At 69.7% G+C, this 26,975-nt stretch carries 28 protein-coding genes and 1 tRNA gene; 16 read left to right on the top strand and 13 right to left on the bottom strand.

Annotated elements, in window-relative coordinates:
* Positions 1-499: 499 nt before the first annotated feature.
* From ABFX50_RS08950 to ABFX50_RS08960, 3 genes are read left to right on the top strand one after another with little or no spacing between them, the layout of a single operon-like run.
* Positions 500-898, top strand: coding sequence for a hypothetical protein (locus ABFX50_RS08950; protein ID WP_346144934.1), 399 nt, complete (start codon positions 500-502; stop codon positions 896-898).
* Between the two features lie 49 nt (positions 899-947).
* Positions 948-1,139 carry a hypothetical protein gene (locus ABFX50_RS08955; protein WP_346144935.1) on the top strand — a complete coding sequence of 64 codons (192 nt, stop codon included), beginning with the start codon at positions 948-950 and terminating at the stop codon, positions 1,137-1,139.
* Between the two features lie 54 nt (positions 1,140-1,193).
* Positions 1,194-1,418, top strand: coding sequence for a hypothetical protein (locus ABFX50_RS08960; protein WP_183655776.1), 225 nt, complete (start codon positions 1,194-1,196; stop codon positions 1,416-1,418).
* A 2-nt stretch (positions 1,419-1,420) separates the two neighbouring features.
* On the opposite strand, the gene ABFX50_RS08965 is transcribed toward ABFX50_RS08960, so the two are convergent.
* The 3 genes from ABFX50_RS08965 to ABFX50_RS08975 are packed head-to-tail and all read right to left on the bottom strand — an operon-like array spanning position 1,421 to position 5,305.
* Positions 1,421-2,089 carry a response regulator gene (locus tag ABFX50_RS08965; protein WP_346144938.1) on the bottom strand — a complete coding sequence of 223 codons (669 nt, stop codon included), beginning with the start codon at positions 2,087-2,089 and terminating at the stop codon, positions 1,421-1,423.
* Positions 2,086-4,551, bottom strand: a complete 2,466-nt coding sequence (locus ABFX50_RS08970; protein WP_346144940.1) for a DUF4118 domain-containing protein — start codon at positions 4,549-4,551, stop codon at positions 2,086-2,088. Before ABFX50_RS08970 ends, ABFX50_RS08965 begins: the two co-directional genes overlap by 4 nt.
* A gap of 10 nt (positions 4,552-4,561) precedes the next feature.
* Positions 4,562-5,305: a group II truncated hemoglobin gene (locus tag ABFX50_RS08975; RefSeq protein WP_346144942.1), complete on the bottom strand. Its 744-nt coding sequence runs from the start codon at positions 5,303-5,305 to the stop codon at positions 4,562-4,564.
* A gap of 259 nt (positions 5,306-5,564) precedes the next feature.
* Between ABFX50_RS08975 and ABFX50_RS08980 the strand changes: the two genes are divergently transcribed.
* Both ABFX50_RS08980 and ABFX50_RS08985 read left to right on the top strand, forming a co-directional pair.
* Complete coding sequence (locus ABFX50_RS08980) at positions 5,565-6,431, top strand: GNAT family N-acetyltransferase (RefSeq protein ID WP_346144944.1); 867 nt, start codon at positions 5,565-5,567, stop codon at positions 6,429-6,431.
* A gap of 146 nt (positions 6,432-6,577) precedes the next feature.
* Positions 6,578-7,228, top strand: a complete 651-nt coding sequence (locus ABFX50_RS08985; protein WP_346144946.1) for a class I SAM-dependent methyltransferase — start codon at positions 6,578-6,580, stop codon at positions 7,226-7,228.
* 113 nt (positions 7,229-7,341) lie between these two features.
* On the opposite strand, the gene ABFX50_RS08990 is transcribed toward ABFX50_RS08985, so the two are convergent.
* The 5 genes from ABFX50_RS08990 to ABFX50_RS09010 form a co-directional block, all read right to left on the bottom strand.
* A tRNA-Met gene (locus ABFX50_RS08990) sits at positions 7,342-7,418 on the bottom strand.
* Positions 7,419-7,463: 45 nt separating this feature from the next.
* On the bottom strand, positions 7,464-10,397 hold the full coding sequence (locus tag ABFX50_RS08995) for a UPF0182 family membrane protein (RefSeq protein WP_346144948.1): 2,934 nt from the start codon (positions 10,395-10,397) through the stop codon (positions 7,464-7,466).
* 144 nt (positions 10,398-10,541) lie between these two features.
* A complete protein-coding gene (locus ABFX50_RS09000) occupies positions 10,542-11,588 on the bottom strand; it encodes a YlbL family protein (protein ID WP_183655758.1) in 1,047 nt (348 codons plus the stop codon).
* 9 nt (positions 11,589-11,597) lie between these two features.
* Entirely contained in the window at positions 11,598-12,023 is a 426-nt protein-coding gene (locus ABFX50_RS09005) for a molybdenum cofactor biosynthesis protein MoaE (RefSeq protein ID WP_346144950.1), read from the bottom strand.
* Positions 12,020-13,093: an NAD-dependent epimerase/dehydratase family protein gene (locus ABFX50_RS09010; protein WP_183660427.1), complete on the bottom strand. Its 1,074-nt coding sequence runs from the start codon at positions 13,091-13,093 to the stop codon at positions 12,020-12,022. Before ABFX50_RS09010 ends, ABFX50_RS09005 begins: the two co-directional genes overlap by 4 nt.
* A 79-nt stretch (positions 13,094-13,172) precedes the next feature.
* Here ABFX50_RS09010 and ABFX50_RS09015 point away from each other — a divergent pair, with 79 nt between their 5' ends.
* Genes ABFX50_RS09015 through ABFX50_RS09025 form a run of 3 tightly spaced genes read left to right on the top strand, consistent with a single transcriptional unit; the run spans position 13,173 to position 15,974 of the window.
* Positions 13,173-14,420 carry a zinc-dependent metalloprotease gene (locus tag ABFX50_RS09015; RefSeq protein ID WP_346144952.1) on the top strand — a complete coding sequence of 416 codons (1,248 nt, stop codon included), beginning with the start codon at positions 13,173-13,175 and terminating at the stop codon, positions 14,418-14,420.
* The gene (locus ABFX50_RS09020) at positions 14,417-14,977 is read left to right on the top strand and encodes an NUDIX hydrolase (protein WP_346144954.1); all 561 of its coding nucleotides are present in this window, start codon (positions 14,417-14,419) and stop codon (positions 14,975-14,977) included. The genes ABFX50_RS09015 and ABFX50_RS09020 overlap by 4 nt, the downstream gene beginning before the upstream one ends.
* A 22-nt stretch (positions 14,978-14,999) precedes the next feature.
* The gene (locus tag ABFX50_RS09025) at positions 15,000-15,974 is read left to right on the top strand and encodes an endonuclease/exonuclease/phosphatase family protein (protein WP_346144956.1); all 975 of its coding nucleotides are present in this window, start codon (positions 15,000-15,002) and stop codon (positions 15,972-15,974) included.
* Here the strand turns inward: ABFX50_RS09025 and ABFX50_RS09030 are convergent.
* The 3 genes from ABFX50_RS09030 to ABFX50_RS09040 form a co-directional block, all read right to left on the bottom strand.
* A complete protein-coding gene (locus ABFX50_RS09030) occupies positions 15,961-16,545 on the bottom strand; it encodes a hypothetical protein (protein WP_346144958.1) in 585 nt (194 codons plus the stop codon). The genes ABFX50_RS09025 and ABFX50_RS09030 overlap by 14 nt on opposite strands.
* The gene (locus tag ABFX50_RS09035) at positions 16,542-16,973 is read right to left on the bottom strand and encodes a M48 metallopeptidase family protein (RefSeq protein ID WP_312895816.1); all 432 of its coding nucleotides are present in this window, start codon (positions 16,971-16,973) and stop codon (positions 16,542-16,544) included. The genes ABFX50_RS09030 and ABFX50_RS09035 overlap by 4 nt, the downstream gene beginning before the upstream one ends.
* A 153-nt stretch (positions 16,974-17,126) precedes the next feature.
* Entirely contained in the window at positions 17,127-17,909 is a 783-nt protein-coding gene (locus ABFX50_RS09040) for an enoyl-CoA hydratase/isomerase family protein (protein WP_344843782.1), read from the bottom strand.
* Between the two features lie 104 nt (positions 17,910-18,013).
* On the opposite strand from ABFX50_RS09040, the gene ABFX50_RS09045 reads away from it, so the two are divergent.
* Both ABFX50_RS09045 and ABFX50_RS09050 read left to right on the top strand, forming a co-directional pair.
* Entirely contained in the window at positions 18,014-19,330 is a 1,317-nt protein-coding gene (locus ABFX50_RS09045) for a thiamine biosynthesis protein ThiF (protein WP_346144960.1), read from the top strand.
* 84 nt (positions 19,331-19,414) lie between these two features.
* Positions 19,415-20,743 carry an ABC1 kinase family protein gene (locus ABFX50_RS09050; protein WP_428834687.1) on the top strand — a complete coding sequence of 443 codons (1,329 nt, stop codon included), beginning with the start codon at positions 19,415-19,417 and terminating at the stop codon, positions 20,741-20,743.
* Positions 20,744-20,874: 131 nt separating this feature from the next.
* Here ABFX50_RS09050 and ABFX50_RS09055 read toward each other — a convergent pair whose 3' ends face one another.
* Positions 20,875-21,819: a LysR family transcriptional regulator gene (locus ABFX50_RS09055; protein ID WP_346144962.1), complete on the bottom strand. Its 945-nt coding sequence runs from the start codon at positions 21,817-21,819 to the stop codon at positions 20,875-20,877.
* A 109-nt stretch (positions 21,820-21,928) separates the two neighbouring features.
* Between ABFX50_RS09055 and ABFX50_RS09060 the strand changes: the two genes are divergently transcribed.
* Complete coding sequence (locus ABFX50_RS09060; RefSeq protein WP_346144964.1) at positions 21,929-22,627, top strand: MBL fold metallo-hydrolase; 699 nt, start codon at positions 21,929-21,931, stop codon at positions 22,625-22,627.
* Between the two features lie 233 nt (positions 22,628-22,860).
* Here the strand turns inward: ABFX50_RS09060 and ABFX50_RS09065 are convergent, their stop codons facing one another.
* Positions 22,861-23,766, bottom strand: a complete 906-nt coding sequence (locus ABFX50_RS09065; RefSeq protein WP_346144966.1) for an LLM class flavin-dependent oxidoreductase — start codon at positions 23,764-23,766, stop codon at positions 22,861-22,863.
* A gap of 218 nt (positions 23,767-23,984) precedes the next feature.
* Between ABFX50_RS09065 and ABFX50_RS09070 the strand changes: the two genes are divergently transcribed.
* The 5 genes from ABFX50_RS09070 to ABFX50_RS09090 all read left to right on the top strand — a co-directional run bounded on the left by ABFX50_RS09070 (position 23,985) and on the right by ABFX50_RS09090 (position 26,786).
* A complete protein-coding gene (locus ABFX50_RS09070; protein ID WP_346144968.1) occupies positions 23,985-24,275 on the top strand; it encodes an ArsR/SmtB family transcription factor in 291 nt (96 codons plus the stop codon).
* The gene (locus ABFX50_RS09075) at positions 24,272-24,658 is read left to right on the top strand and encodes a VOC family protein (protein WP_346144970.1); all 387 of its coding nucleotides are present in this window, start codon (positions 24,272-24,274) and stop codon (positions 24,656-24,658) included. Before ABFX50_RS09070 ends, ABFX50_RS09075 begins: the two co-directional genes overlap by 4 nt.
* A gap of 150 nt (positions 24,659-24,808) precedes the next feature.
* Complete coding sequence (locus ABFX50_RS09080; RefSeq protein ID WP_346144972.1) at positions 24,809-25,678, top strand: GNAT family N-acetyltransferase; 870 nt, start codon at positions 24,809-24,811, stop codon at positions 25,676-25,678.
* A 10-nt stretch (positions 25,679-25,688) separates the two neighbouring features.
* Positions 25,689-25,889: a hypothetical protein gene (locus tag ABFX50_RS09085; protein WP_346144974.1), complete on the top strand. Its 201-nt coding sequence runs from the start codon at positions 25,689-25,691 to the stop codon at positions 25,887-25,889.
* A 147-nt stretch (positions 25,890-26,036) separates the two neighbouring features.
* Positions 26,037-26,786 (top strand): hypothetical protein, encoded by a 750-nt coding sequence (locus ABFX50_RS09090; RefSeq protein ID WP_346144976.1) that lies wholly within the window; start codon positions 26,037-26,039, stop codon positions 26,784-26,786.
* The last annotated feature ends 189 nt before the right edge of the window (positions 26,787-26,975 follow it).

A 26,975-nucleotide genomic window follows, 5' to 3' on the forward strand; every position in this document is an offset into this window, starting at 1 on the left:
ACATGAATGTTCCAACCAAAGGAATCCGTCCAATGGACGGGGTTGTGCATCATGCACTGGCTTTTAACACACTGTTGAGTTCTCAAGAAACGGACGCATTCACCGTCACCCACCCGGTGGCACTCGCTTCGTTATGTCTTTATTCTTTCAGCCCCCCCGGTCGGAGTCAAATTGACTCTTTCCGAGAAATCATCGGGAATTCCGACGCCCGTTTCCGGGGCAACCCCTCAAACTTACCAGCGATCCGGACAGGTGCGAACCAACCGGACAGTGGATCAGGAAGTGGGGTTTGCCGGACCCATGCCCCTGCGGGCGGGCCAGCGACAGAAACTCTAGCAGGACTCCCGGACCACATGGGGCCACTCAGGCGATCAGTTGGTCATTCCCTCCCCTCCGATGCTTCAAACCTTCCCCTCTCGCAACCAGTTGGCAAGTCATCCGCAATCGCTGGCCTGTACGAAGTAGGCACGAGCTCACTGCGCCCGTGGAGGTGCCTGTCATGCCCCGCTCGGAGTTCGACGACATCCGCGCCGCCATCGCCGACGAGACCAACCACGCCGGCGAGCTGCTGCGGATCGCCAGCGACCTGCTCGACGACCTGGAGCAGGTCCGCATGCGCGAGGCCGCGTTGCGCACCTACTACCTTCGCCTGCTCACCGCGGCCCGCGCGACGGCCGCGGCCGAGGCCGCGGGGGCGCCGGAGCCTCTGGTCTTCCTGCGGCACGAGCTGGCCGAGCACGGTCAGCTGCCCGCAGACGACGAGAGCGTCCAGCGCATCCTGTCCGACGCGCGCGCCGCCGCCGCGTTGCTCGCGGCGCTCGACCAGCCGACGGCTCCCAAGCGGACGGGCCTACGCCTGCGCAGGTGCGTCGGGAGCAGCCGCACGCTGCCGAGATGACGACCGAGCGCATACCCGTCCTTGGATCGCCGCCTGCGAGACTGCTCAGATGTGGCAGAAGGTAGGAAACTGGGCGGCAGTCGCCCTCGTTGGAGGATTCAGCCTGCTCTGGACGGGCGTGGTGCTCTTCGCCGTCGAGCCCACCCCCGACTGGGTGCGCGTGACCCAGGTGGCCTTCGGTGTCCTGCTCGCCGGGTGGGCCGCCCACAAGACCTCCTCGATGCTCCGCCGTACTGCGTGACGCCGAAAATCGGGCACTGAGCCTAGAAACGCCCATGCGGGTATTGTGGGTCCCATGAGTGATCAACCGTACGAAGTTTCCCTGGATATGGGCGATGACGTGCAGGAATCCTGGATCGCCATGTACAGGGACAGATATCCCGAGCGGCACCACATCGACGAGATCGATGACGAGGCCACCCGGGGGATCTTTCACTGGATGAACGAAGAGGACAAGCGGGAGACCGACGCCCACCCCGATCCTCTGGCGGAGCCGACGTCCTGCACCGAGGAGCCCTAGGGCTAGGGCTGGAACCTGTAGCCCATGCCTGGCTCGGTGAGCAGGTGATCCGGGCGCGCGGGGTCGCGCTCGAGCTTGCGCCTGAGCTGGGCCATGTACTGCCGCAGGTAGTTCGTCTCCTTCAGGTACGCGCTGCCCCACACCTCGGTCAGCACCTGCCGCTGGCTGATGAGCTTGCCGGGGTTGCGTAGCAGGAGCTCCAGGAAGTGCCACTCGGTGGGCGTCAGCCGTACCCCGCCGGAGATCGTCTTGGTCGCCAGGTCCACCACGTGGTCGCCGATGCGTACGGTGGCCGGTTCGGCCTCGTGCTGGTTGGTCCTGCGGGTGACCGCGCGGATGCGCGCCAGGAGTTCGTCGATGCCGAAGGGCTTGGTGACGTAGTCGTCGGCGCCGGCGTCCAGGGCGGCCACCTTGTCCGCGCTGCCCTCCCTGCCCGACAGGACGATGATGGGCACGCTGGTCCAGCCGCGCAGGCCGTGGATGACCTCGACACCGTCGAGGTCGGGCAGGCCGAGATCGAGGATGACCAGGTCGGGGTGCCAGCCGGCGGCCTGGCGCAGGGCGGCGTTGCCGTCCTCCGCCACCGCGACCTCGTACTCCCTGGCGACCAGGTTGATCCGCAGCGCGCGCAGGATCTGCGGCTCGTCGTCGACCACCAGCACGCGGGTCATGCGGCGGTCCTCAGGGACACGATCATGGTGAGCCCTCCTCCTGGCGTCTCCTCCGGCACCAGGGTGCCGCCCATCGCCTCGGTCAGCCCGCGCGACAGCGCCAGCCCCAGACCGACGCCCGCGTGGTTGTCGCGGTCGCCCAGCCGCTGGAACGGCTGGAAGACCCGCTGATGGTCCTCGGGCGGGATCCCCGGCCCCCTGTCGATGACGCGGATCTCAACGCGGTCGGCGTGCTCGCTGGCCGTGACCAGCACGGGGCTGTACCTGACGCCGTTGCCCACCAGGTTGGCCAGCACCCTTTCGAGCAGGACGGGGTCGGCCATCACCTCGGGCAGCTCGACGGAGAAGTCCGCCCTCGCGTGGGATCCCGCGTCGTCGAGCACCCGGGGAATGATCTCCTCCAGTGCCACGGGCTGCAGCGCGAGCCCGAGGACGCCCGCCTGCAGCCTGCTCATGTCGAGCAGGTTCTCCACCAGCCTGTGCAGCTTGACCAGGGACTCGCCCGCCGTGGCGAGCAGCTCCTCCCTGTCGGAGGGGCTCCAGTCGATCTCGCTGCTGCGCAGGCTCTCGACCGCCGCCATCGCCGAGGCCAGCGGCGTACGCAGGTCGTGGCTGACCGCCGCGAGCAGCGCCGTACGCATCCTGTCCGCCTCCGCCAGGGGCCGCGCCAGCGCGGCCTCCTCGCGCAACCGCTGCTGGCGCAGCGCCACCGCGGCCTCGGCTGCGAACGCCTCGAGCACCCGCCGGTCGGCGGCGTCCAGCAGCCTTCCCCGTACGGCCAGCACCAGGTCCTCGTCGATCGTCACGTCGGTGTCGCCGGCTCCTGGCTCGGTGCACGGCGGCCCGCCCGCCATCGCGACGATCCGCCACTCCTCCCCAGCGCGCTCCAGCAGCGTGACCGAGGTCAGGCCGTAGATCTCGCGCAACCTTTCGAGCAGCGGCTCGCCTCTCAGCACCTGGCCTGCCAGCGTGGAGAGCACCTCCGCGTCGGCGCTCGACCTGGACGCCTCCCTCGTACGGCGCGCCGCCAGGTCGACGACGGTGCTCACCATGGCCGCGACCAGCACGAAGATGACCAGGGCGAGCAGGTTCTCCGGCGCGGAGATCGTCAGCGTGTGCACGGGCGCGGTGAAGAACCAGTTGAGCAGCGCGAACCCGAAGACGGCCGCGGTGAGCGCCGGCCACATCCCGCCGACCAGCGCCACCGCGACGACCAGCAGCAGGAACAGCAGGATCTCGCTGGGCAGCGTCAGGTCTCGTCTGAACGGCAGCAGCGCCATGGTCAGCAGGGGCATCGCCAGCAGCGCCATCGCCCAGCCCGCGATCCTGCGCCCTCGGGTGAGGGCGGCCCTGGGGGACGCGGGCCTGGTGAGGCCCTTGCGGATCGCCTCGTGGGTGACCATGTGCACGTCGATCGAGTCGGACTGCGCCATGGTGGTGACCCCCACGCCGCGGGCGAAGATCTGCGCGAGCCTGCCCCTGCGTGAGGCGCCGATGACGAGCTGGGTGGCGTTGACGCCGCGGGCGAAGTCGAGCAGGGCGCGCGGGATGTCCTCGCCGACGACCTGGTGGTAGGTACCGCCGAGGCTCTCCACGAGCGTGCGCTGCCTGGCGAGGCTGGCCGGATCGGCGCTGCTCGCCAGGCCGTCCGCCCTGGTCACGTGGACGGCCAGCAGGTCGGCGCCCTTGGTCCTGCCGGCGATGCGGGCGGCCCGCCGTACGAGCGTGTCGCCCTCGGGGCCGCCGGTCAGCGCCACGACCACCCGCTCACGCGCCTCCCAGGTGCCGGCGATGCCGTGGTCGGACCGGTAGCGGTCGAGCTGCTCGTCGACCTTGCCCGCCAGCCACAGCAGGGCCAGCTCGCGCAGGGCGGTCAGGTTGCCGACGCGGAAGTAGTTGGACAGCGCGGCGTCGACGCTCTCGGGGGCGTAGACGTTGCCGTGGGCCAGGCGGCGGCGCAGCGCCTCTGGCGACATGTCGACCAGCTCGATCTGGTCGGCCCGCCGTACGACGTCGTCGGGGACGGTCTCGCGCTGGGGCAGGCCCGTGATCCGTTCGACGACGTCGTTGAGCGACTCGAGGTGCTGGACGTTCACGGTGGAGATCACGTCGATGCCCGCGTCGAGGATCTCCTCGACGTCCTGCCAGCGCTTGTCGTTCGCCGAGCCGGGGACGTTGGTGTGGGCCAGCTCGTCGATCAGCGCGATCTTCGGCTTCCTCGCGACGACCGCCTCGACGTCCAGTTCGGTGAAGGCGACGCCCCTGTGGAGCAGCGTGCGACGGGGGAGGACTTCCAGCCCTTCGAGCTGCTCGTCGGTGCGCGGACGGCCGTGGGTCTCCACGAACCCCACCACGACGTCCCTGCCCCGCTGCAGTGCCCTGCGACCTTCGCCCAGCATGGCGTAGGTCTTTCCTACTCCGGGGGCCGCGCCCAGATAGACCCGCAACCTCCCCCTGCCCATGCCGTCAAGACTATGGCTTGTACGGCGGCGCCACCCCCCAGCCCCACCTGGGCACGGGCTCCTCCTTCGGCGCCCTGGCGTTCGGGCCTGAGAAGTAGAGGGCCAGCCTGGTGCCCCACTCGACGTAGCCGGCGAACGCCGCTCTGAACTCCGCGTCGGAGGGCAGGCCGACCTCGTCGGCGGCGTCCATGAGCAGGCTCACCCATCGGCGGCGCTGCTGCTCGGTGATGCCCTTGCCGAGGTGCTTGGAGACCATGTGCGTGTGGCCGCCGCGCTCGCGCGTGTAGGCGGCGGGGCCGCCGAAGACCTCGCCGAGCCACATCGCCACATAGCGGGGATGGCCCGGGTCCATGCCCGCGAACAGCGGCCCGACGAGGTCGTCCTTCCTCACCAGGTCGTAGAAGGTCGCGGTCAGCCGCTCGAGCGCCTCGGCGCCGCCCGCCCACTCGAACAGCGTCGGCTCGGTCTTGGTGATGACCTGCTCGTAGTGGCGCATCTCCTCGATGTGGGAGACGAAGGGCTTGATCTCGGCGAAGAACTCCTGGAAGTGTGCGCTCTTCCTGAAACCCTCCAGATGACCCTCTGCCGAGGTCCATTCGATGCGCAGGATGTAGCACTCGGGCTCGTCCACGCAGCGGGACAGCTCGTAGGTCAGGCACTCGGGCGAGTTGCCCAGGGGCACCACCGCCCGCCTGTAGGCGTCCTCGAAGCCGTCCGCGTCGGGGACGCGGTAGCGGATGTACTCCACGATCATGTAATGATGTAATCATCAGACTGGCTTTTCGGCAACCATGGAATATCGGCACATAAGCCGTCACACTCGGGCTGTGGATCCACTTCTTTCGTGGCTCATCAGCGCCCTGCTCCAGTTCCTGATCGTCTATTTCGCGGTACGGCTGGCACTGAAGCACGACAGGGACGGCCGCGCCTGATCCATGGGCCGCCGCTGAGAGGGCCGCCCCCTGACGCGCGTCCGGCATGCGCCCCTGTGGCGTTCGGGATAGTTTCGCCGGATGCCTCGATATCTCAGGAAGGACTACCGGGGACCGGCCGACCTGCGCGAGATGCAGACGCTGGCCCAGCGGCTCTGGTCGCAGGTCAGCCGCTGGCACCTCGGTGAACTGGCCTGGCGGCGCTTCCAGCACGTCGGCCGCGAACCGGAATGGCGCACCGCGCTGTGGGAGCTCGACGGTCAGCCGGTGGCCTGGGCGTGGGCGGACGAGTCAGGCAAGCTCGATCTGCAGCTCGACCCCGCCCACCTCGCGCTGGCCGACGAGATCCTGAGCTGGTCGGGCAAGAGCACTGTCACGCTGCTCGACGCGGAGAAGGAGTTGGCCGACGTCCTGCTGCGGCGGGGTTACGAGCAGCGCACCGGCGGCCCGTTCTTCGTCCATCTGGCCCGTGACCTGGCCGACCTGCCCTCTCCCTCGCTGCCTGCCGGCTACACGCTGCGGGCGGTGCGCGACGAGCGTGACGCGGGTGCGCGCGCCGCCGTCCACGCTGCCGCCTTCTCCCCTTCCCGCGTCACCGCCGAGAGCTACCTGCAGGTGATGGCGGCCTGGCCGTACAGGCCTGAACTCGACTGGCTGGTGGAGAGCGAGGAGGGCGAGCCTGTGGCCTTCTGTCTCGTGTGGCTCGACGAGGTCAACCAGGTCGCGGTGCTGGAGCCCGTCGGCACCGATCCCGGGCATCGCCGGCGGGGGCTGGCCACAGCGGCCGTCCTCGGTGCGCTCCACGCGGCCAGGCAGCTCGGCGCACGGGCCGCACGGGTCTGCGCCAGAGGGGACGACGACTATCCGTCGGCGCGGGCGACCTACGAGTCGATCGGGTTCAGGCACTACGCGCGCAACGTGACGTTCGCTCCCCAGGATCGTCCGTAGCGGAGCGGTCGAGGCGCTCGCACAGCTCGTCGGTGCTGATGCCTCCCCCGACCGCGTTCCGCGGAATCCGCGCCACGGGGGCCCTGTCACCGTCGCCGAACCTGAGCTGTGCCCACCCGGTCATGGAGGCCCTACGATGTCCAGTCATGACAGAGCCGGACTTCCTCGTCGCCACGCGCGCCGCCTACGACGCCTCCGCCGCCCTCTACGTCGAGCTCGTCAGCCAGACCTTCCTCTCCAACCCGCTCGACCACGCGATGATCTCCGTCTTCGCCGAGCTCGTCAGGGGCGCGGGTGACGGGCTGGTGGCGGACGTGGGATGCGGCCCCGGCCACGTCACCGCGCACCTGGGCTCGCTCGGCGTCACGGCCTTCGGCGTCGATCTGTCACCCGAGATGATCGCGATCGCCCGCGACGCCCATCCCGGCCTCCGCTTCGAGGTGGGACGGATGGAGGCCCTGGACGTGGAGGACGCCTCCCTGGCGGGGGTTCTGGCCAACTACTCCATCATCCACACCCCGCCGGAGCGCCTCCCCGTCACGCTCGCCGAGTTCCACCGTGTGCTGGCGCCCGGTGGCCTCCTGCTGGTCGCTTTCCAGGGCTACGACCATCCCTCCGAGCTGGCGGAGGCGTTCGACCACAAGGTCTCCCTCGCCTACCGGTACTCGCCCGATCGGGTGGCCGAGCTGCTGCTCAAGGCCGGGCTCACCGAGGTGGCCAGGCTGGTCTGCGCTCCGGGCGAGGACCGCCTGCGGGGCTTCCCCCATGCCCACCTCCTGGCCCGCCGTACGGCCTAGCCCGACGGGCCGTCCGGCGGCCTCTGGTCCACGGCCCGCCCTTCGGACCAGGGGCGACAGGCCCAGGGCACAAGAAAAAGACCCCCAGGGATAATCCCTGAGGGTCTTTTCATTGGTAGCGGGGGCAGGATTTGAACCTGCGACCTCTGGGTTATGAGCCCAGCGAGCTACCGAACTGCTCCACCCCGCGTCGGTGTGTGTCTAAAGACTATAGGTGACGCGGGAGTCGTGCAAATCAAGAAGACGGCGTAGCGGATGGCGTGGGTGAAACGGTGCCCGAAGGCGTCGGTGACGGGGTGGCGGGCGGCGTGGTGGCCGGAGCCGTCGGGGTCGCCGAGGGCTGGACGGCAGAGGTGCGGCCCAGGGCGTTGAGCGCGTCCTGCAGGCGCTTCTGCGCCTCGCCGTACTTCACCCAGTCGGGCGGCGAGGTCGACAGCGCCTTGTTGGCGTCGTCGTAGGCCTTCTGGGCGTCGCTGATCAGCTTGGCCGTGGCGCCGGTGGCGGCGGGCTGTTCGCCCGTCTGCGGCTGGCCTGTCGTCGGCTGCTCGGCGGCCTTGCCGCTGAACACCTTGGACAGCGCGTCCTTCAGCGTGTCGCCCGAGCCGACCGTGCTGCCGTAGGCGACCAGGACCCTCCTCAGGATCGGGAAGGGCTCCTGACCCGCGGCCGCGGCGGTCTGGACGTAGACGGGCTCGATGTAGACCAGGCCGTCGGCGAAGGGCAGCGTCAGCAGGTTGCCGTAGCGGACTGTGGCGTTGCCCAGGCCGAGCAGGTTGAGCTCGCCCGAGAACTTGTTCTGGAAGTTGTTCTGCGCCTGTCCGGGACCGGGGATCGAGGTGTTGGACGGCATGCGCAGGATGCGCAGCTTGCCGTACCCCGGGCCGTCGGTCGCGTCGACCGCCATGAACGCCGCCAGGTTGGGGCCCTGGCGCGGCACGAACGTCGTCGTCAGCGAGAACGACGGCTGCTGCTTCGGCATCGTGGTGGTCAGGTAGTACGGCGGCTGCTTGACGTCCTTGTCGCCCTGGGAGGGGTCGAAGGGGACGTTCCAGAAGTCCTGGCCGCTGTAGAAGGCGTTGGGGTTCTCGATGTGGTACTGCGACAGGATGTCGCGCTGCACCTTGAACAGGTCCTCGGGGTAGCGGATGTGGTCCTTGAGGTCCTGGCTCATCTTGGACTTCGGCTGGATGACGCCGGGGAAGGCCTTCTGCCAGGTCTGCAGCAGCGGGTCGCTGGGGTCCCAGGCGTAGAGCGTGACCGTGCCGTCGTAGGCGTCGACCGTGGCCTTGACCGCGTTGCGGATGTAGTTGATCTGGTCGCGCGGCTGCTGCGGGGCGACGCCGCGGACGGTCGCGGTGTCCTCGGTCATCGACAGCAGCGACTTGCTCTGTGAGTACGGGTAGTCGTTGGACATCGTGTAGCCGTCGACGATCCAGGTGATGCGCCCGTCGACGATCGCCGGGTACGGGTTGGCGTCGAGCTGCAGGAACGGCGCCACCTTGGCGACGCGGTCACGCGGGTCGCGCTCGTAGAGGATCTTCGAGCTGTCGTTGATGTCGCCAGACAGCAGCATGTTGATCTCGCCGTACTTGGCCGCGTACACCAGCCTGTTGAAGAACGAGCCGACGCGCACGCCGCCCTCTCCCGCGTAGGTGGTGTTGGCCTGGCCGGTGCCGCCGCTCTCGGGGAAGTCGAGCTCCTGGCCCTGGCCGGGCTTGGCGTTCGGCGCTCCCGCGATGACGTACTCGGTGGCCATCTGCTCGCCGAAGTAGACGCGCGGCTCCTTGATCTTCTGGCCCAGGGCGCCGGTGACCGGCATGTCCTTGGCGTCGAAGTTGGGCAGGCCCTCGGAGTCGACCTCGTTGCCCGGCGCCGCCACGAAGCCGTAGCCGTGCGTGTAGACGAGGTGCTTGTTGATCCAGTTGTTCTGCTGCGAGGGCGGGCCCGTCAGCTCGCGGACGGCCACGACGTGGTCGCGAGGCAGCGGGGCCCCGTTGTCCTTGTAGCGGTCGACGTCGAGCTGGGTGGGGAAGTCGTAGAAGCCTCGGATGCGCTGCTTCTGCTGGTAGGTCTTGGCGACCAGGTTGGGGTCGAGCAGCCGCACGCCCGAGACCGAGACGTCGCCGTCGGCGGTGACCTTGCTGGGGTCGGACTGCGCGGTGTAGTCGATGACCTCGCTGTCGGCCACGCCGTACGCGTCTCTGGTCGCGGCGATGTTGCGCCCGATGTAGGCGGCCTCACGCTGCTGCTGGTTCGGCTTAACCTGGAACTGCTCGACCAGGGCGGGGTAGACGCCGCCGATCAGGATCGCCGACAGGACCAGCAGGCCGAACGAGACGCCCGGGAGCATGCCGCCCGGACGGATGACGCCGGCGAAGAAGAGCGCGGCGCAGATCAGCGCGATGATCGCGAGGATGGTCTTGGCCGGCAGGACGGCGCTGACGTCGGTGTAGGAGGCGCCGTGGACGAAGCCGCGGTCGGAGAAGACCAGGCCGTAGCGGTCGATCCAGTAGGCGACGGCCTTCAGCAGGACGAAGACGCCCAGCAGGACCGACAGGTGCACGCGCGCCGCGCGCGAGGCGTGGACGCCGGGCGACTGCAGCCTGAACCCGCCGTACAGGTAGTGCGTGATCGCCGCCATGATGATCGCGAGGATCACCGCGGTGAACAGGAAGTTCAGCACCATCCTGATGAACGGGTAGTCGAACATGAAGAACGAGATGTCCCACTTGAACAGCTCGTCCGTCTTGTTGAACGGCGTGCCGTTGATGAACGCCAGCCAGGTCTTCCACTGCCCGGCGAACGACGAGCCCGCGAAGAGCGCGAGCACGGCCATGCCGATGATGAAGATCAGCTTGCGGTGGGGATCGAGCGCCAGCCTGTAGCGGTCGGCGCCACTGCCGCCGCCGAACATCGCGGGCCCGAACATCGGCCGCATCCTGAAGGCCAGCAGCATGTTGCCGCCGACGATGCCGGCCATGAGCAGCGCGCCGACCACGAACAGCCCGATCTCAGTGAGCAGCACCCCGGAGAAGACGGAGGTGGCCCTGACGGAGTCGAACCAGAGGTAGTCGGTGTAGATGCCCGAGAACAAGAAGAAGAATGCGACGATCGCCACCAGGGCGATCGCGACAGGAAGAAGCAGTCGCGGTCGGCGGGGCAGGCGCATCCCCCGACCGGGTCCTGGGGTCCGGAATGCCAAGGCCAACCCCTCGTCGTGATGTGCAAACGGTCCGTGGTTGGCAACCTACACCGGCCCGGCTCGGCTGACGAAGGATGCCGGTACGGCTAACGAATGGGGAGCGGGGAAAGTTCACCCGGCCGTGCAGGCGGGCACCTCTCCCTTGCCTGTCCTGATCGCGTCGAGCGCCTGGACCGCTCCGTGGAGCGTGTCGGCTTTCACCAGGCGGAGGCCGTCGGGGGCGGCCTTCATCGCCTCGGCGCAGTTGTCGGCGGGGGTGAGGAAGACGGTGGCGCCCGCGTCCCTGGCCCCGACCATCTTCTGCGCGATGCCGCCGATGGCCCCGACCTTGCCCTCGGGGGTGATGGTGCCGGTGCCCGCGATCGCCTTGCCGCCGGTGATCTGGCCGGGCGTGAGCTTGTCGATGATGCCGAGGGCGAACATCATGCCTGCGCTAGGGCCGCCGACGTCGCCGACGTTGATGGTGACCTTGAAGGGGAACTTGTACTTGGCCTGCATGACGATGCCCACCATCGCGGTGCCCTGCTTGGAGGCGGCCGCCTTGACGGTGACCGACTCCTCCTGGCCGTTCCTCGAGACGGAGAAGGCGATCTCGTCGCCCGGCTTGCGCGCCTTGACGGCGGCCGAGACCTCCTCGACGGTGCTGACGGCGCTGCCGTCGACGGCGCGGATCTCGTCAGCGGGCTTGAGCTTGCCCGACGCGGGGGCGGACTTCTCCACCGACAGGACCGTGGGCACCATCGTGTAGTGGATCTTCATCTCGGTCAGGGCCGCGGCCGTCGCGTTGTCCTGGGAGTTGGTCATCTCCGCGGTGTTCTCCTGCTCGACCTCTTCGGCGGTCTGGGTGCGAGGGAAGATCGAGTCTTCGGGCACGACCGCCGAGGTCGGGTCGACCCAGCCGCGCAGGGCGGTCAGCAGGTCGGGTCTGGCGGCGGGGCCGCCCTGGTAGGAGACGGTGACCAGGCTGAGCATGCCACTCGTGGGGTAGGTCTTCCGCCCGTCGATCGAGATGACCGGCTTCTTGTCGACCTCGCCGATCGTGTTCTCGGTGGGGCCGGGCCGCAGCACGACGTACGGCACGTTGATCACCGCTCCTGTGATGCCCAGCGCGAGCACCAGGAAGCCCGCGACCAACAGGGTGAGTGCACGTCGTGACATGTGCTGAGCTTATTCGCAGGCGCCGACCCACTCGGTCGACCCGTCGGCGAACACCTGGTGTTTCCAGATCGGAACCTGGGACTTGAGATCGTCGATCAGCCTGCGGGAGGCCTCGAAGGCCTCTCCCCTGTGCGGGCAGGCGACCGCGACGATCACCGCGATGTCGCCGAGCTCCAGGTCACCGACCCTGTGGACGGCGGCGAGCGCCGTCACGGGGAAGTCGGCCGCGACCTTCTCCGCCACGCGCCGCAGCTCGTCGATCGCGCTCGGGTGGGCCGAGTAGGACAGCTTCGTCACGGCCTTGCCGTGATCCTGCTCGCGGACGGTGCCGACGAACAGGGTGGTGCCGCCCGCCGCGTGGGAGCCCACCGCGGCGAACACCTCCTCGACGGAGAGCGGCGTGTCGCGAATGTCCAGCAACCGAATCACGGTCAAAGCCTACGCTTCTTGCGTACCTGCCTGACGATCGCGGCGGTGCCGATGACGGCGACCGTCGCGCCGGCCGCGGTGAGCGTGGCCTCCTTGACAGGCAGGCGCCTGCCGACCACGGTCGTCCTGTTCTCGCGCAGCTCGAGCAGCTGCTCGAGGGCGGCCTCGTTGCTCCACGCGGGCTTCCATCCCGCCTCGCGCAGGTTCGCGCAGTCGACCACCCACGGGTAGACGACGTAGTGGAGGTCCGTCGCGGGGGCGGGGGTGATGCCGAGCCTGTGGAGTCGCTGCGCCGTGCCGAACGTGAGGCCGGCGGGCAACTCGAAACCGCGTATCCCGGACAGCTCCTCCACCTGCTCCTGCTCGAGCCAGCCCTCGGAGCCGACCGCCACCACGCCGGTGACCACTCCCCTGGCCGCCAGCTCCAGCGCCGAGAGCAGGTCGTCGACATGGCAGAACTGCCACCGCGGCGTGCAGCCCTTCACCGTCAGCAGCCTCGGCGACTCGAAGTGCCTGGTGATGACCGTGTCGATGCCGGGGCCGACGATCGCGGCGGGCCGTACGACGGTGACCTCGAGCCCCGGGTGGCTGCGGGCGGCCCTGCGGACCAGCGCCTCGATCTCCAGGTAGTCGCCCACCACGCCGGTGTCGGGCTCGGCGGCGACCGCGGAGTCCTCCGGGAGCGGGACGTCGTTCTCGGGCGCGGCGCCGTACACCATGGCGCTCGTGACCAGCACGACACGCCGCACGCGCGCGGCGGCGCTGGCGGTCAGGACCGTCTGCGCGGCGCGCAGGTTGTAGGCGCGCCGCTCGCCGGGGTCGGAGTCGAGCGCGTAGTCACCGGCGAGATGGACCAGGACGTCGATGTCGGAGATGCGGTTCGCCAAGAGCGGATCCCGTACGTCGATCACTCTCCAGGTGACGTCCTGGACGTCGCCGCGCTGCTCGTCGATGGCCACCACCCTGCGGAAATCCGCGTTGGTGGCGAGCTTCGCGACGAGCTCGCGGCCGATGCCTGAGGACGCGCCGGTGACGGCGACGACTGGTTGGCGCGGGCGTTTCGAGGTAGGCACCAGGTCCTCACTTTGCACTGATCCGCCGTAGGACGACTAACGTGGCGGATGTGGACTCCTCCATCCTGCACGAGGTAGAGCGGTGACTGACCTGCCAGGTCGCGAAAACGACCCCAACGACAACCCGTTCGCCATGTTCGGCAATCCTGAGCAGATGGCTCAGGCGATGCGGCAGTTCGCCGACATGCTGTCGGCGCCGCAGGGCTCAGGCCCTGTCAACTGGGACATGGCCAAGAACATCGCCCGCCACGCGGTGGTCGCCGAGGGCGATCCCAGCGTGATGGAGGGCGAACGCCGCCAGATCGTCGACGCGCTCCAGCTCGCCGACCTCTGGCTCAACGAGGCGACCGCGCTGCCCAGTGGGGTGTCGAACCCGCAGGCGTGGAGCCGTTCCGAGTGGATCGAGAACACGGTCCCCGTCTGGCGCAAGCTGTGCGAGCCGATCGCCGAGCGCATGGTCGAGACCATGGGCGGCGCCCTCGGCGGCGGCAGCCTGCCGCCCGAGGCGCAGCAGATGGCCGCCCAGCTCGGCCCGCTCATGGGCATGATGAAGCAGATGGGCGGGATGATGGTCGGCCAGCAGATCGGCCAGGCCCTCGGCTCGCTCGCCCGCGAGGTGGTCGGCACCACCGACATCGGCCTGCCGCTGTCCGACACCGCGGCGCTCCTGCCCGGCGGCGTGGCCTCCTTCAGCGAGGGCCTCGAGCTGCCCGCCGAGGAGATCAGGCTCTACCTGGCGCTGCGCGAGGCGGCCCACCACCGGCTGTTCCAGCATGTCCCATGGCTGCGCGGGCACCTGCTCGGCGCGGTCGAGGAGTACGCCAAGGGCATCACGGTCGACACCTCCGCCCTGGAGGAGCAGATCCGTGGCCTCGACATCAGCAATCCCGAGGCGCTCCAGGAGGCGCTGAGCGGCGGCGGCCTGCTCAAGCCCGAGGAGACCGAGCGGCAGAAGTCCGCCCTGGCCCGCCTCGAGACCATGCTCGCGCTGGTCGAGGGCTGGGTCGGCACCGTGGTCGACGCCGCCGCCGAAGGCAAGCTGCCGTCGGCGGGCGCTCTGGCAGAGACCGTACGGCGCCGCCGGGCGACCGGCGGTCCCGCGGAGACGACCTTCGGCACGCTGGTCGGCCTGGAGCTGAGGCCCAGGCGGCTGCGTGAGGCCGCCGCGCTGTGGCAGGCGCTCGAGGCCGATCGCGGCATCGACGGGCGCGACGCGGTCTGGGGTCACCCCGACCTCATGCCGACGGCCGACGACCTCGACGCCCCCGACACCTTCGTCAAGGGCGACACGGCGTGGGACATCTCCAAGCTCGAGGACGGCGAGGATTGACCCTTCACCGCGACGCGGTCGCCGTCCTGGCCGGATGGACGGCGCCAACCGCGGAGGAGGAGGCGCTGCGTGAAGAGTTCCTTCAGCATCTGCGCACCCATCCCGACGCCATGCTGCGCTCGTGCGCGCCCGGTCACCTCACGGCCACGACCGCCGTGCTCTCGCACGACGGCGCCCAGGTGCTGCTGACGCTGCACCCGAAGGCGGGCATGTGGCTGCCGATGGGCGGCCACTGCGAGCGGTCCGACGGCTCGCTGGCCGGCGTCGCCCTGCGCGAGGCCACCGAGGAGTCGGGGATCTCCGGCCTCAGGCTGCTGCCAGGGCCGCTCGCGCTCGACAGGCACAAGGTCTGGTGCCATCCCCCGCACAGCTGGCATCTCGACGTGGAGTACGCGGCCGTCGCGCCCGCCGGCGCCGAGGCCGTCATGAGCGACGAGTCGCTCGACCTGCGCTGGTTCCCCGTCGAGGAGATCCCTGAGCTGTCGGACGAGGCCACCAGGCTGCTGGCCCGCAGGGGCCGCGAGGTTCTCACCTCGGGCTCACGCTCGCTTGGCTAGAGTCCCTTCGCAGGAGGGATATGTGGAGACTGTCGGTGGCACCATTGTGACGCCCGCTCGCCGCAGGTTCCCTGTGAAGGCGCTCGCCTGGATGGCGGTCTCCCCGTTCGCCGTGTGGGCGGCGGCCAGGATCGGCGGGCTCGAGCGCGGGTCGCTCACGACGCAGCTCATGACGGCCACGCCGTACGCCGCCGCGGGCTCCCTGGTCTCGCTCCTGGTCGCCATGGCGGCGCGCAACCGCCCTGCCGCCGCGGTGGCCCTGGTCACGAGCGCCGCCCTGGGGTTCAGCGTGCTCCCCCGAGCCTTCGGTACGGCGGACACCGCCACGGGCAGGCCGCTCAAGGTGCTCACCGTCAACCTGCTGTTCGGCAGGGCGGACACCGGCGCGATCATGGAGCTGGTCAGGCGGTTCGACCCTGACGTGCTGTCCACCCAGGAGCTCACCCCCGACGCCGTCGGGCGCCTCGACGCGGCGGGGCTGAAGAACCTGCTGCCCCACAGGGTGCTGGAGGACGAGTACAGCGCGGGCGGCAGCGGCCTGTACGCCAGGTATCCGCTGACCCGGCTGGACAACGTGGTGCCGCAGCGCGGCCATCACATGCCGGTGGGGCTGCTCGCGCTGCCGGGCGGCAGACCCGTGCAGATCGTGAACGTGCATCCCTATCCGCCGCTCGGCCCCCTTGTCCACGACTGGAACGCCGCGCTGCGCGCGCTGCCCTCGGCCTCGGCCGATCCCGTGCGCGTGCTGGCGGGCGACTTCAACGCCAGCCTCGACCACGCGGCGATGCGCGAGTTGCTCGGGCGCGGCTACAAGGACGCGGCGGACGAGGTCGGCCAGGGGCTGGTCCCGACGTGGCCGGCCAACAAGAGGATTCCGCCGATCATCACGATCGACCACGTGCTGGTCGACTCGCGGGTGGGGGTGCGCGAGGTCAGCGTGCACACCGTGCCGGGCACCGATCACCGCGCGGTCTTCGCCAGCCTCACCGTGCCGTAGCGCCCAGCACCGCCCTGGTGTTCTCCCAGCCCTCCAGGCCGGGGTCGAGGCGGTCGAGGTCGGCGGAGGTGCGCACCCTGTGCCAGCCCGGCGTGGTGGCCACCATGCGGCGGCCAGGGGCCTGCGCCCGCAACTCCTTCACCGGGTCCTGGGCGTCGAGATCGGGGTCGGCCCAGCCGGGGAAGGGCAGCTTCGCCGCCATGGCGACGGCGCCGCCGTCCTCCGAGGGACAGACCGTCAGCTCGGCCCTGCCGAGTTCGCGGAAGAGCTTTCCGATCAGCAGGGGCGGCAGGTCGGGCGCGTCGCCGCTCACTATCGCGGCCTGGTCGGCATTAATGGCGGCGAAGATGTCCTTCAGCGGCGTGTGCTCTTTAATCGCGATAATGTCCGTGCCCGGCCACAAGAGATGATCCAAATCGGGAACGCTGGTGGCGAGGACGGGCGTGACGAGTTCGAGGCCCGCGACCATCTCATAGGTGTCCTCGACTATGGCTTCGAGGAACTCGCGTGGATCTCCTGGCGCGGCATTCGCCATGCATTGCCGTACCAGAACCGCGACAACACGGGTCAACACTCCTCCGGAGGGTTGCTGGCCGCGGCAGAGAATCCTTCAAGGTAGCCGCGCGCCCGCTCCGCCTTGGGATACTGTTCGACCAGAGCCCAGAAATCAGGGCCGTGACTGGGCACCAGCAGGTGCACGAGCTCGTGAATGATGACGTAGTTGATGACCCACTCGGGGAGCCCCTTGAGGCGGGTCGAGATTCTGATCGTGCCGCTGTCGGGGGTGCATGACCCCCATCGGTGCTGCTGGTTGTCGACCCAGCGGACACTGATCGGCTGAGCCTTGCCGTACAGGTATTTCGCCGACAGTTCGTTGGCCCGTTCCAGCAGGCCTTCGTCGGTGGGGCGCCGGCGTTGTTCCTTGGCGGCCAGCCGGTCGAGCATCCGGCTCACCCATTCATCCGCGTCCTCGCCGCTCAGCCAGGCGGGCAGGAGCACGATCGTCTTGTCGCCGTCGCGGTACGCGGAGACCGTACGCCGGCGACGAGAACTTCGACGAACCTCGACTCTCTCGGGGGGCACATATGCACGTTAGCCGACACTGACGGAATTCCACAGGGGGTGAGCCCCTGTTTTCGCTGGTCAGCATGATTAAGAGCCGGTGAATTTGGGCACTCGCCTTTCCCGATGCGCGGTGAGGCCCTCAAGCATGTCCTTCGAGGTCATCGTCACCGGCTGGGCCAGCGACTCCCATTTGAGCGCTTCTTCAAGGTCATTGTGTGCACTCTTGAGCGCGATTTTGGTCAGCCGCGTCGCGATGGGCGCGTTCGCCGCGACGCTTCCGGCGATCTCCAGAGTTTTCTCCAGGAGCTCCTCTCGCGCGTAGGAGCGGTTGATGAGCCCTTCTCTCGCGGCCTCCTCTCCCCTGATCGTTCTACCGGTGAGGAGCAACTCCCTGGCGAGGTTGATCCCGCCTCTGCTCGGCAGCAGATAGGTGGCGGCCATCCCTGGGTGCAGTCCGAGCGAGGTGAAGGGCGCCAGGAGTTTCGCATCGTCGGCGGCGTAGACGAGGTCGCAGGCGAGCGCCACGCACAGACCAGCGCCGACGGCGGGGCCGTTGACGGCGGCGATGGTGGGGATCTCCAGCTCGGTGATCGACAGCCAGGTGCGGTAGAAGGCGAGCATGCGGTCGCGCAGGGCGGGGACCTCCTCCTCTCCCCTGTCGGCCAGCCAGGACAGGTCGCCCCCCGAGGAGAAGGCCGTGCCCGCGCCGGTGACGACCAGGCAGCGCGCCTGCCGGTCCGACGCCAGCTCCCTGATCGTTTCGGCCCACTGGGCGGTCATGCCGTCGGTCATGGAGTTGCGGCGGTCGGGGCGGTTGAGGGTGAGCAGGACGACGCCGTCGTCCTGCCTGTCGACCATGAGCTCGTTCATGGTCGAGAGAGTATCCACAGCCGCCCCCGCCGCCGCGTCCGAGTTATCCACAGCCCCGAGCGAAAGCCCTCCCGATCGCCGCGCGCGTGGAAACCTGGCGCGCCATGAGGCCACGTGTGAAACCCGCGCTGCGCAGGATCCTCCGTGACGAGCGCACGCTCCAGTTCGGCGTCCACCCTCGCAGGGCGGTCCTGGTGAGCGAGCTCGCGCCGTCCGTGCGGCAGTGGATCGACCGCCTCGACGGCACCAGGGAGATCGCCCAGGTCATGAGGGAGGCGTCCGGGGCGGGGCTGTCCGAGGAGGGCGCCAGGTCGTTGCTCGACACGCTCACGGCTCGGGGCGTGCTCGACGACGCGGCGGTTCGTCCCGCGACGCTGGCCAGGCTGTCGCTCGCCGAACGCGACCGGCTGCGGCCGGAACTCGACGCGCTCGACCTGGCTTCGACGATTCCTGGGGGCGGCCTCGAGACGATGCGCCGCAGGCGGGAGGCTCGGGTGCGCGTCTACGGGGCCGGGCGGGTGGGCGCCCAGGTGGTGGCGCTGCTGGCGGCGTCCGGGGTGGGCCAGGTGCGGGTGGTCGATCCGGCTCCGGCGAGGGCGGAGGATCTGGTTCCCGGAGGGCTGGGGTGGGCGGAGCTGGGGGCGCCCCGGGAGGAGGGCGCGGTCGCGGTGGCCCGCAGGATCACGGCGGGCGGCTCCGGTCTCTCGGCTTCCGGCGACCGTTCCTGCGGCTGCTCCGAGGTCTCCGGCGGCCCGGCCCCACGCCCGTCCGGCCGAGCGTCCGGCCGTGGCGCGGGCGCGGCCTCCGACCGCGCCTCCGACCGTGCTTCCGGGCGCGCCTCCGAGCGCGCCTCCGGTGCGGCTTCCACCAGGCGGCGGCGGGAGGCGTGGCCGGCCGTCGACGGCGGGCCTTCGGTCGAGGCGGTGGCCGGCGCGCCCCACCTGTGTGACGGTTCCCAGCGGCCCGACCTCGTCGTCCTCGCCCCCGTCGGCCCGCTCGACGCGATCCTGGTCTCCGAGCTGGTCACCATGCGGATTCCGCACCTCCTGGTCGCCGCCTTCGAGGGGCACGGCTCCGTCGGCCCCCTGGTGCGTCCCGGCGAGACCGCCTGCCTGCACTGCCTCGACCTGGCCAGGCGAGATCGCGACCCCGCCTGGCCGATCGTCACCGCCCACCTCGGCGGATTCCCCGTGGGTGAGATCGCCTGCGGCTCGGCGCTGGCGACGCTCGTCGCCGCCGCGGCGACCGGCCATGCGCTTGCTCACATCGACGGCCAGGAGAGCGCTGTGACCAACGGCACAATGGACGTTATGCCTGATTGGCACTGGAAACGTCGATCCTGGACCATGCATCCGCAATGTCGTTGCTGGCGCAAAGAGTTCAGTGCGCTAACAATGGTCAGGCCGGGTTCTTGCAGTTGACGGGCCAACGCAAAGCCCGTAGGGCCCCGTAAGGTCCGGACCACGAAGGGGGGAAGCGGCGTCTCAGCAGAGACGCCGCGCGTCATGGTGAGTGATCTTCCGCGCCGCGCCGTCACGCGCTCCGCCAAGCTGGCGACCCTTCCACTCGGGTTCGCCGGCCGCACTGTCATGGGCATCGGCAAGCGCATCGGCGGCAAGTCGGCCGAGCTGGTCGCCCAGGAGGTCCAGCAGCGCACCGCCGAGCAGATCTTCAAGGTGCTCGGCGAGCTCAAGGGCGGGGCGATGAAGCTCGGCCAGGCGCTGTCCATCTTCGAGGCGGCGCTACCTCCCGAGATCGTGGGTCCCTACCGGGCGACGCTCACCAAACTGCAGGACTCCGCTCCCCCGCTGCCCGCCGCCACCGTCCATCGGGTGCTGGCCGAGCAGCTGGGCGACGACTGGCGCGACCACTTCGACTCCTTCGACGACCAGCCGACCGCCGCCGCCTCCATCGGACAGGTCCACAAGGCTGTCTGGCACGACGGCAGGGCCGTCGCCGTCAAGATCCAGTATCCGGGCGCGGGCAAGGCGCTGCTCGGCGACTTCGCCCAGCTGGCCCGCCTCGGCAAGCTCTTCGGCGCGCTGCTGCCAGGGCTCGACATCAAGGCCGTCCTGGCCGAGCTGCGCGAGCGCATCGCCGAGGAGCTCGACTACCTGCGCGAGGCCGAGGCGCAGCACGCCTTCGCCATGGAGTTCAAGGACGACCCCGACTTCTTCGTCCCCGACGTCATCGCCGCCAACGAGCAGGTGCTGGTCACCGAGTGGATGGACGGCACGCCCCTCTCCCGCATCATCACCGAGGGCACCAAGGAGGAGCGCGACAGCGCGGGGCTGCTGTTCGTGCGCTTCCTGTTCTGCTCGCCCGCCCGCGTGGCCATGCTCCACGCCGACCCCCACCCGGGCAACTTCCGCATGCTGCCCGACGGACGGCTCGGCGTGCTCGACTTCGGCGCGGTCAACCGGATGCCCGAGGGCTACCCGAAGGTGTTCGGGCAGCTCACCCGCATCTTCAACCAGGGCGACATGGACGCCGTGGTGGACGGCCTGCGCGACGAGGGCTTCATCCAGGAGCACATCGAGATCGACGGCGAGGCGCTGCGGGGCTTCCTGGCACCGTATGTGGAGCCGACGGCGGTCGAGGAGTTCACCTTCAGCCGCGAGTGGCTGCAGGCGCAGGCGGCGAGCGCCACCGACCTGCGTCCGACGAACGTGGTCCGCCAGCTCAACCTGCCGGTGTCCTATGTGCTGATCCACCGGGTGCATGCGGCGGGGGTGGGGGTGCTGTGCCAGCTCGGCACGACGGCCCGCTTTCGCGACGAGGTGATCCGCTGGGTCCCCGGCTTCTCCGACGACGAGCCTGCCCCCGTCGGCTGATCGCCTCTCCCCTCGCCCCCGTGCCGTTTCGTTCAGCGCCTGGCCCGCTGCTCGCTCTGGGGCCCGCACCTCGATCGCCTGACACCGCGCACGGCTGTGGAAGTGAACCAGTCGCCGCCACGCCGTGGTGATCAGGGCACCAGGGGCGTCCGGTCGATCTCGGGCACCCATACCGCAGGGTCGGACCGGTCGGGAAGCGCGCGTGACCGCAGGTGCCGCAGCAGCACCCGCAGCAGTGGCCGGGGATTGCGCCGGTGCCAGACGATCGACCACGGCAGCAGCGGCGTCGGCTCGACGATCGGGATGCGGACAAGGCCGCTCCCGGTCGCGTCGATGCTCATCTCGCCCAGCCCCACCGCTGCCTTCTCCGCCAGGAACTGCTCCACGAGATGCCGCTGGCCGATGGCCGGAGCGTTGAATCGCAACGGCACGTCGAACCGCTCGGCCAACCGCGTCAGGTAGCCTCGCCATTCCGTCGCGCCCGCAGGGTCGGGCATCGCGATGCCTGCCTCGCGCAGGTCGGACGGCCGCAGCACGCTCCTGTCCGCCAGGCGATGATCTTCGGGTACGAACGCGTGCAGCTGCTCCAGATGCACGAGTCTGTGCACCAGCTCGGTGGGCCATGGGGCCGGCGTGTCGTGTACCCGCCCGAACGCGGCGTCGATCTCCTGCCGTCGCAGGGCCGGCAGCGCCACGGACAGCCCCTGTCGCATGCTCAGCTCAATCTGTACGCGAGAGTCGCGCTCGCTCACCTGGCGCACCATCCGCAGCGGTGTGAACCGCTCGTCGTAGACGTCCACCCGCAAGGGCTCGTCCGCGGAGCGCACCGCCTGCACCGCCCGGTCGAACGCGGACACCGCCTCATGTGCGTGAGGCAGCAACCGCCGTCCCGCCTCCGTCAGCTCCACGGCGCGGGTGGTCCGCTCGAACAGCGGCACCCCCAACGCCTCCTCCAGTCGGCGGATCCGCTTCGACAGCGCCTGCTGGCTGATGAACAGCCTCGCGCCGGCCCGCCCGAAGTGCAGCTCCTCCGCGGTGACGAAGAAGGCGCGCAGGCCCTCGATGTCCGCCTCCACGCTCCGAGCCTCGATTGGAAACCGCTGGTTGTCAATCTGCGGTAAATCGTTGTTGGACGCCACCGGCCGACTGCGGGTTTGCTGGTCTCTCAGCCGAAGGGAAAACCGCATGAAGATCGTGGCAATTCGTCCGGAGTTGCACCTGCTACTGCTGGAGTTCGGCCAGGCGTACCTCTGGAACGACGCAGGCAAGCTCACCCTCGTCGACACCGGCATCGCCACCTCCGGCAAGGACATCGCGGCTGCGATCGAGGAGCTGGGCTTCAGCAAGAGCGACGTCAGGCACGTCGTGCTCACTCACTTTCATGAGGACCACAGCGGCGGGGCCGCCGAGATCAGCCGGTGGGGAGACGTCACCGTGCTGGCCCACCGGCTGGAGACACCGGTGATCCGCGGCGACACGCCCGCTCCTCCACCGAACTTCACCGACGAGGAGCGGGCTCTGCACCGTGACGTCGGCGCCCACCTCCTGCCCGCCGCGCCCCCCTGCCGGGTGGACCGGGAGCTGGAGGAAGGAGATGTGATCGACTTCGGCGGCGGCGCGCGGGTGATCCACACGCCCGGCCACACCGACGGCAGCATCGCGCTTCACCTGCCGCGACCCGGCGTGCTGTTCACCGGGGACACGGTCGCGCACATCGACGGACAGGTCATGCCCGGGGTCTTCAACCTCGACCGCGCAGAAATGCTCCGCTCCTTCCGCCGACTCGCCGAGGTGGACGCGCGGCTCGCCTGCGTCGGCCACGGCGAACCCATCGTCGACGCCCACGCCGCTCTGACGGCGGTCGCGGCGACCCTGCCGTCCTGAACACCGGGTCTCCCCCGTAGCCGTGCGAGTCCTCGGTGAGCGCGTCGTGGTCGGGCCCACCGGTCAGCGCGACAGGCGTGCCAGCCCCCTCAGTCAGCACGCCGCAACCGGGCCCCACAGTCAACGCGACACGCGTGCGAGCCCCGTTGATGAGCACGTCGCAGCGAGGCCACACGGTCAGCGAGCAGGCGTGTGAGCCCCGTCGATGAGCACGTCGCAGCGGGGCCACACGGTCAGCGCAGCAGGCTTCGGGCCTCTGCCAGCAGGTCGACCTGGGACCGCCAGTCGCCGCCCGAGATGCCGATGATCGCGTGTTCGGCCCCGGCCTCGCGATAGACGGCCAGCCTCTCGGCGACCTCCTTCGGCTGGCCGGTGAGGGGGATCTCGATGACGTCCTCCAGCGGGCGACCGTACGCGCCGCTGATCCCTTCCGCGATCTCCGCCCTGGACGGCACCCCAGGCCCGTTCCCCAGAGCGGCGGCGCCGCCGATCGCGATGACCGGAGTGGGCCGTCCGTGGTGGGCGGCCAGGTCGGCGAGATGCTTTCCGCCCTCGGCGACCTCACTGGGCGAGATCAGGGAGGGAAACCAACCGTCGCCCAGCCGCGCCGCCCTCCGGATCGCCGCACCGGAGGCGTTGCCGACCCACACCGGCGGCATCGCCACGGCAGGCGCCAGTTCGACGGCCGGCTCCCCCTCTTCGTCTCGCAGCCGCGTCGCCTCGCCCGCGAGCAGGTGGGGAAGCAACTCCAGGGCCGTGTCGGTGCGTCGGCCCCGCTCGCCGTAGGGCACCCCCGCTGCGGCCCACTGCGCGGGCCCGCCGCCCGAACCCACGCCGAGCACGAGGCGGCCACCGGACACGTACTGCAGGGTCGCGATCTGCTTGGCCGCCCAGACGACGGGACGGATCGCGGGGACGAACACACTGGTGCCGATCCTGATGCGGGTGGTGGCCGCGGCGGCGATGGCCAGCGCGATCGGCGCGTCCAGCGTCGGCCCGCCGACGGCCAGGTGGTCGCCGTGCCAGACGCCGTCCAGCCCGGCGTTCTCCGCGTGCAGGGCCGCGGCTCGCAGGTCGATGCCGTCCCTGCGCTGGACGGCGATCCCGGGCAGGATCACGCCGATCTCGAAACTCTTCATGGCCGTACTGTGCAACCTCACGTCAGCTTGATGTCAACGAAAGCCCTTGACGGTCCGGCCGCCTGGAGCCGACGAGTGTTCCTGCTGTCACGCCCCCTCCACCCTCACGCCCGCTCCGACGCAGGCTGGTTCGGATCGTGCGAGGTCTGCTCGACCTGACAGGCAAGTCGCTACTTGCCTCTTGATAGGCAAGTAATGACTTGCCTATAGTGGGCGTCATGGCGGAGGACGTCTTCAAGGCCCTGGCCGACCCCACCCGTCGGCGCATCCTCGACGAGCTGGTGGAACGGGACGGCCAGACCCTGTTCGAGATCTGCGCGCGGCTGGTGACCAAGCACGGTCTTGGACTGTCCCGTCAGGCGATCAGTCAGCATCTGGCTGTGCTGGAATCCGCAGACCTGGTCCGTTCGCGGCGCCAGGGCCGCTACAAGTTCCACGATCTGAACACCGAACCCCTTGAGCGCATCATCACCCGATGGCTCAAGCGCGACCCACAGGAGGCACCATGAAGATCCACCTGTCGAGCGTCTTCGTCGATGACCAGGACAAGGCCCTGCGCTTCTACACCGACGTGCTCGGCTTCGTGAAGAAGAACGATGTCCCGCTGGGCGAGGACCGTTGGGTCACCGTGGTCTCACCGGAAGACCCCGACGGGACCGAACTGCTGCTGGAGCCCTCCGGCCATCCCGCGGTGAAGCCGTACAAGGAGGCGCTGGTCGAGGACGGCATCCCGGCCACCTCCTTCGCCGTGGAGGACGTGGTCGCGGAGTTCGACCGGCTGCGCGGGCTCGGGGTCCGCTTCACCCAGGAGCCGCTGGAGATGGGCCCGGTCACCACCGCGGTCCTGGACGACACCTGCGGCAACCTGATCCAGATCGTGCACCACAAGTAGGGGTGCCGTCAGGCACGTGTCACCAGCCGCGACCGAACGCGTCCGGGCAGGTCAGCGGCAGGGCGCATGCATCATCACGGCGACGCCGATACCGACTTCCGGCGGGAAATCCGGGTGCGGAGGGTCGGTGGGATGGTGTGTGATCAGGGGATGGCGATCAAGATGGGCAGGCCGGAGGCCGACGGGCTCGGCGACGTCGTGCGGGCGTTGAGCGAGTGGCAGTACGACGGAGCGCCCGTGCAGCTGCATCCGGGGGACGTGGGGTGGTTCTGGCAGTTCGGCGCGGAGCGGACGGCGCAGGCCACGCGGACCTGGAGTCGGGCCGGCGAGGTTCTGGCCGTCGGGCTCCTGGACGGCGCGGAGTTGCTGCGGTTGGCGTTCGCGCCGGAGGCGTTCCTGGACGAGGAAGTGGCGCAGCAGGTGGCCGAGGACGTGTCGGCGCCTGAGCGTGGTGTGTTCCTCGAGGGCAAGGTGTCCGTCGAGGCCCCGATGGGTGCGCTGGTCCAGGACCTGTTGTTCAAGGACGGCTGGGAGAGTGGCGAGCCGTGGACCCTGCTTCGCCGTGACCTCGGCGCTCCTGTGCCGGATCCCGGCGTTCACGTCGAGGTGATCGGGCCGGAACAGGCGCACGAGTGGGCCGCGGTCATGCGGGCGTCCTTCGATGGCTCGACGTTCAGCGAGGAGCGCTGGCACGCGATGGCGGCAGGTGCGCCGTACGTCAACGCGCGGTGCCTGCTCGCCCGTAACGAGCAGGGCGAGGCCGTGGCGGCGGTGACGGTGTGGTCGGCGGGTGAAGGCAAACCCGGGCTGATCGAGCCGATGGGGGTGCACCGGGCACACCGCCGTCACGGATACGGCAAAGCGATCACGATCGCCGCGGCGCGCGCACTCCAGGAGCTGGGTTCGTCCAGCGTGGACGTGGGCACGCCGAGCTCCAACGTCGGCGCCGTCGCCACCTACCTAGCGGCCGGCCTCGAGCGGTTGCCCGAAAGGCGTGACCTGTACCGCGACGCTTCCTGAGGCTCGCGGTGTGATCGCGAGGCCGGTCTCGGCGAGGCAGCCGTCGATCACCGGCCAGCACCTCCAGGTCGATCCTCTCCTCGCGCGGGTGCCTGAGCAGCTCCTCCCGGACCCGCTCAGGCCGCCGTTCAGCGTGCGCGACGTTCTCGACGTCGGGACGGATGAACAGCACGTGTTCCGCCTCTGCATCCAGCCTGGAGGCGCCTGGTGAGTGAACCTCGAGATCGCATCACGGCCGGAGAGGCGCTTGCCGTGCCGGAGCCCACTGCTTGCCTCCGGTTTCCCGGCTGTCGTGGCGGGCGGGGCATGTGCTATTCAAGATCCGTCATCATGGTGCTCAGGTGGATGTGAGGCGGGGATGGAAGTCGGGTTCGACGAGTTGTACGCGGCCTGCCAGCCGCTCGTCTACGGGGACATGGCGCGGGGGCGGCAGGCGTTGACGGCGCTGCTGCCCGAGGCATGGCGGCGGGGGCCGCGCTGGGGGCTCGCGATGATCCACGCGATGCTCGCCGACCTCCACGGCAGGCTCGGCGACGTGCCGGGCGGGATCGAGCACTTCCGAGCCGCGGTCGACCTGGGCTGGAACGACTGCCTGTCCATCTGGTCCGATCCCGGCTTCGCCAGCCTGGCCCGCAGCCCGCACTTCGCCGACATCTACGGTCGCGTGTGGATCTCGCCCGCCGATCTGGAGGAACTGGGGTGGCTGCGCGCCGAGGCCACCGCGATCTCCCAGGAGCTCAGCTGGATCGCCGCCGAGAGCATCGGCCGCCCGGACCACGGCACCACCGACGTCTTCCACTGCCCCCTGCCCACCCGCGCCCCCGACGGCGCGGGCGTGCTCGGCGCCCGCATGTCCCTGGCCATCCTCCAGCGCGTCGGCCTCGACCTCGTCGCCTCCTCCGACATCAGCCGCATCAGCGGCCTGATAGCCTCCGACGCCATCGGCGGGCCCTCCCACAGCCAATGGGAGGTCTGGCGCTCCGCGGGCCTGGCCGATTCCCGCGCCGCCGCCCGCCGCGCCGCCGCCCAGGCCCGCGCCTTCCGGCCCACCCCGGGCCTGTCCACCGTGCCGGTCCCCGCCACCACCCTCCCCCGCAACAGCAGGTGAACCATGGCCATCGTGGCCACGCCGGTGCGCCAGGATGGCAGGCGACCCGATCTGCGCGGCGACCTCTCCCGGTTGCGGGAGGAGCGCCGTGTCAGCGGAGGTGATCTTGGGTTGCTGACCTCTTCTCCCAGGTCAAAGGGAAATGATCTCGAGCGCGCAGCCAGGACATGAGAAACGGCCGGGTGCGTG

The organism is Nonomuraea recticatena, assembly GCF_039533245.1.
In the GTDB taxonomy this organism is placed as follows: domain Bacteria; phylum Actinomycetota; class Actinomycetes; order Streptosporangiales; family Streptosporangiaceae; genus Nonomuraea; species Nonomuraea roseola.

What these genes read in the sequence shown, in the direction of transcription:
- ABFX50_RS08950 (WP_346144934.1), top strand. Translation starts at nt 500, where the DNA reads ATGCCCCGCTCGGAGTTCGACGACATCCGCGCCGCCATCGCCGACGAG.
- ABFX50_RS08955 (WP_346144935.1), top strand. Translation starts at nt 948, where the DNA reads ATGTGGCAGAAGGTAGGAAACTGGGCGGCAGTCGCCCTCGTTGGAGGA.
- ABFX50_RS08960 (WP_183655776.1), top strand. Translation starts at nt 1,194, where the DNA reads ATGAGTGATCAACCGTACGAAGTTTCCCTGGATATGGGCGATGACGTG.
- ABFX50_RS08965 (WP_346144938.1), bottom strand. Translation starts at nt 2,089, where the DNA reads ATGACCCGCGTGCTGGTGGTCGACGACGAGCCGCAGATCCTGCGCGCG.
- ABFX50_RS08970 (WP_346144940.1), bottom strand. Translation starts at nt 4,551, where the DNA reads ATGGGCAGGGGGAGGTTGCGGGTCTATCTGGGCGCGGCCCCCGGAGTA.
- ABFX50_RS08975 (WP_346144942.1), bottom strand. Translation starts at nt 5,305, where the DNA reads ATGATCGTGGAGTACATCCGCTACCGCGTCCCCGACGCGGACGGCTTC.
- ABFX50_RS08980 (WP_346144944.1), top strand. Translation starts at nt 5,565, where the DNA reads ATGCCTCGATATCTCAGGAAGGACTACCGGGGACCGGCCGACCTGCGC.
- ABFX50_RS08985 (WP_346144946.1), top strand. Translation starts at nt 6,578, where the DNA reads ATGACAGAGCCGGACTTCCTCGTCGCCACGCGCGCCGCCTACGACGCC.
- ABFX50_RS08995 (WP_346144948.1), bottom strand. Translation starts at nt 10,397, where the DNA reads ATGCGCCTGCCCCGCCGACCGCGACTGCTTCTTCCTGTCGCGATCGCC.
- ABFX50_RS09000 (WP_183655758.1), bottom strand. Translation starts at nt 11,588, where the DNA reads ATGTCACGACGTGCACTCACCCTGTTGGTCGCGGGCTTCCTGGTGCTC.
- ABFX50_RS09040 (WP_344843782.1), bottom strand. Translation starts at nt 17,909, where the DNA reads ATGAACGAGCTCATGGTCGACAGGCAGGACGACGGCGTCGTCCTGCTC.
- ABFX50_RS09045 (WP_346144960.1), top strand. Translation starts at nt 18,014, where the DNA reads ATGAGGCCACGTGTGAAACCCGCGCTGCGCAGGATCCTCCGTGACGAG.
- ABFX50_RS09050 (WP_428834687.1), top strand. Translation starts at nt 19,415, where the DNA reads ATGGTGAGTGATCTTCCGCGCCGCGCCGTCACGCGCTCCGCCAAGCTG.
- ABFX50_RS09060 (WP_346144964.1), top strand. Translation starts at nt 21,929, where the DNA reads ATGAAGATCGTGGCAATTCGTCCGGAGTTGCACCTGCTACTGCTGGAG.
- ABFX50_RS09065 (WP_346144966.1), bottom strand. Translation starts at nt 23,766, where the DNA reads ATGAAGAGTTTCGAGATCGGCGTGATCCTGCCCGGGATCGCCGTCCAG.
- ABFX50_RS09070 (WP_346144968.1), top strand. Translation starts at nt 23,985, where the DNA reads ATGGCGGAGGACGTCTTCAAGGCCCTGGCCGACCCCACCCGTCGGCGC.
- ABFX50_RS09075 (WP_346144970.1), top strand. Translation starts at nt 24,272, where the DNA reads ATGAAGATCCACCTGTCGAGCGTCTTCGTCGATGACCAGGACAAGGCC.
- ABFX50_RS09080 (WP_346144972.1), top strand. Translation starts at nt 24,809, where the DNA reads ATGGCGATCAAGATGGGCAGGCCGGAGGCCGACGGGCTCGGCGACGTC.
- ABFX50_RS09090 (WP_346144976.1), top strand. Translation starts at nt 26,037, where the DNA reads ATGGAAGTCGGGTTCGACGAGTTGTACGCGGCCTGCCAGCCGCTCGTC.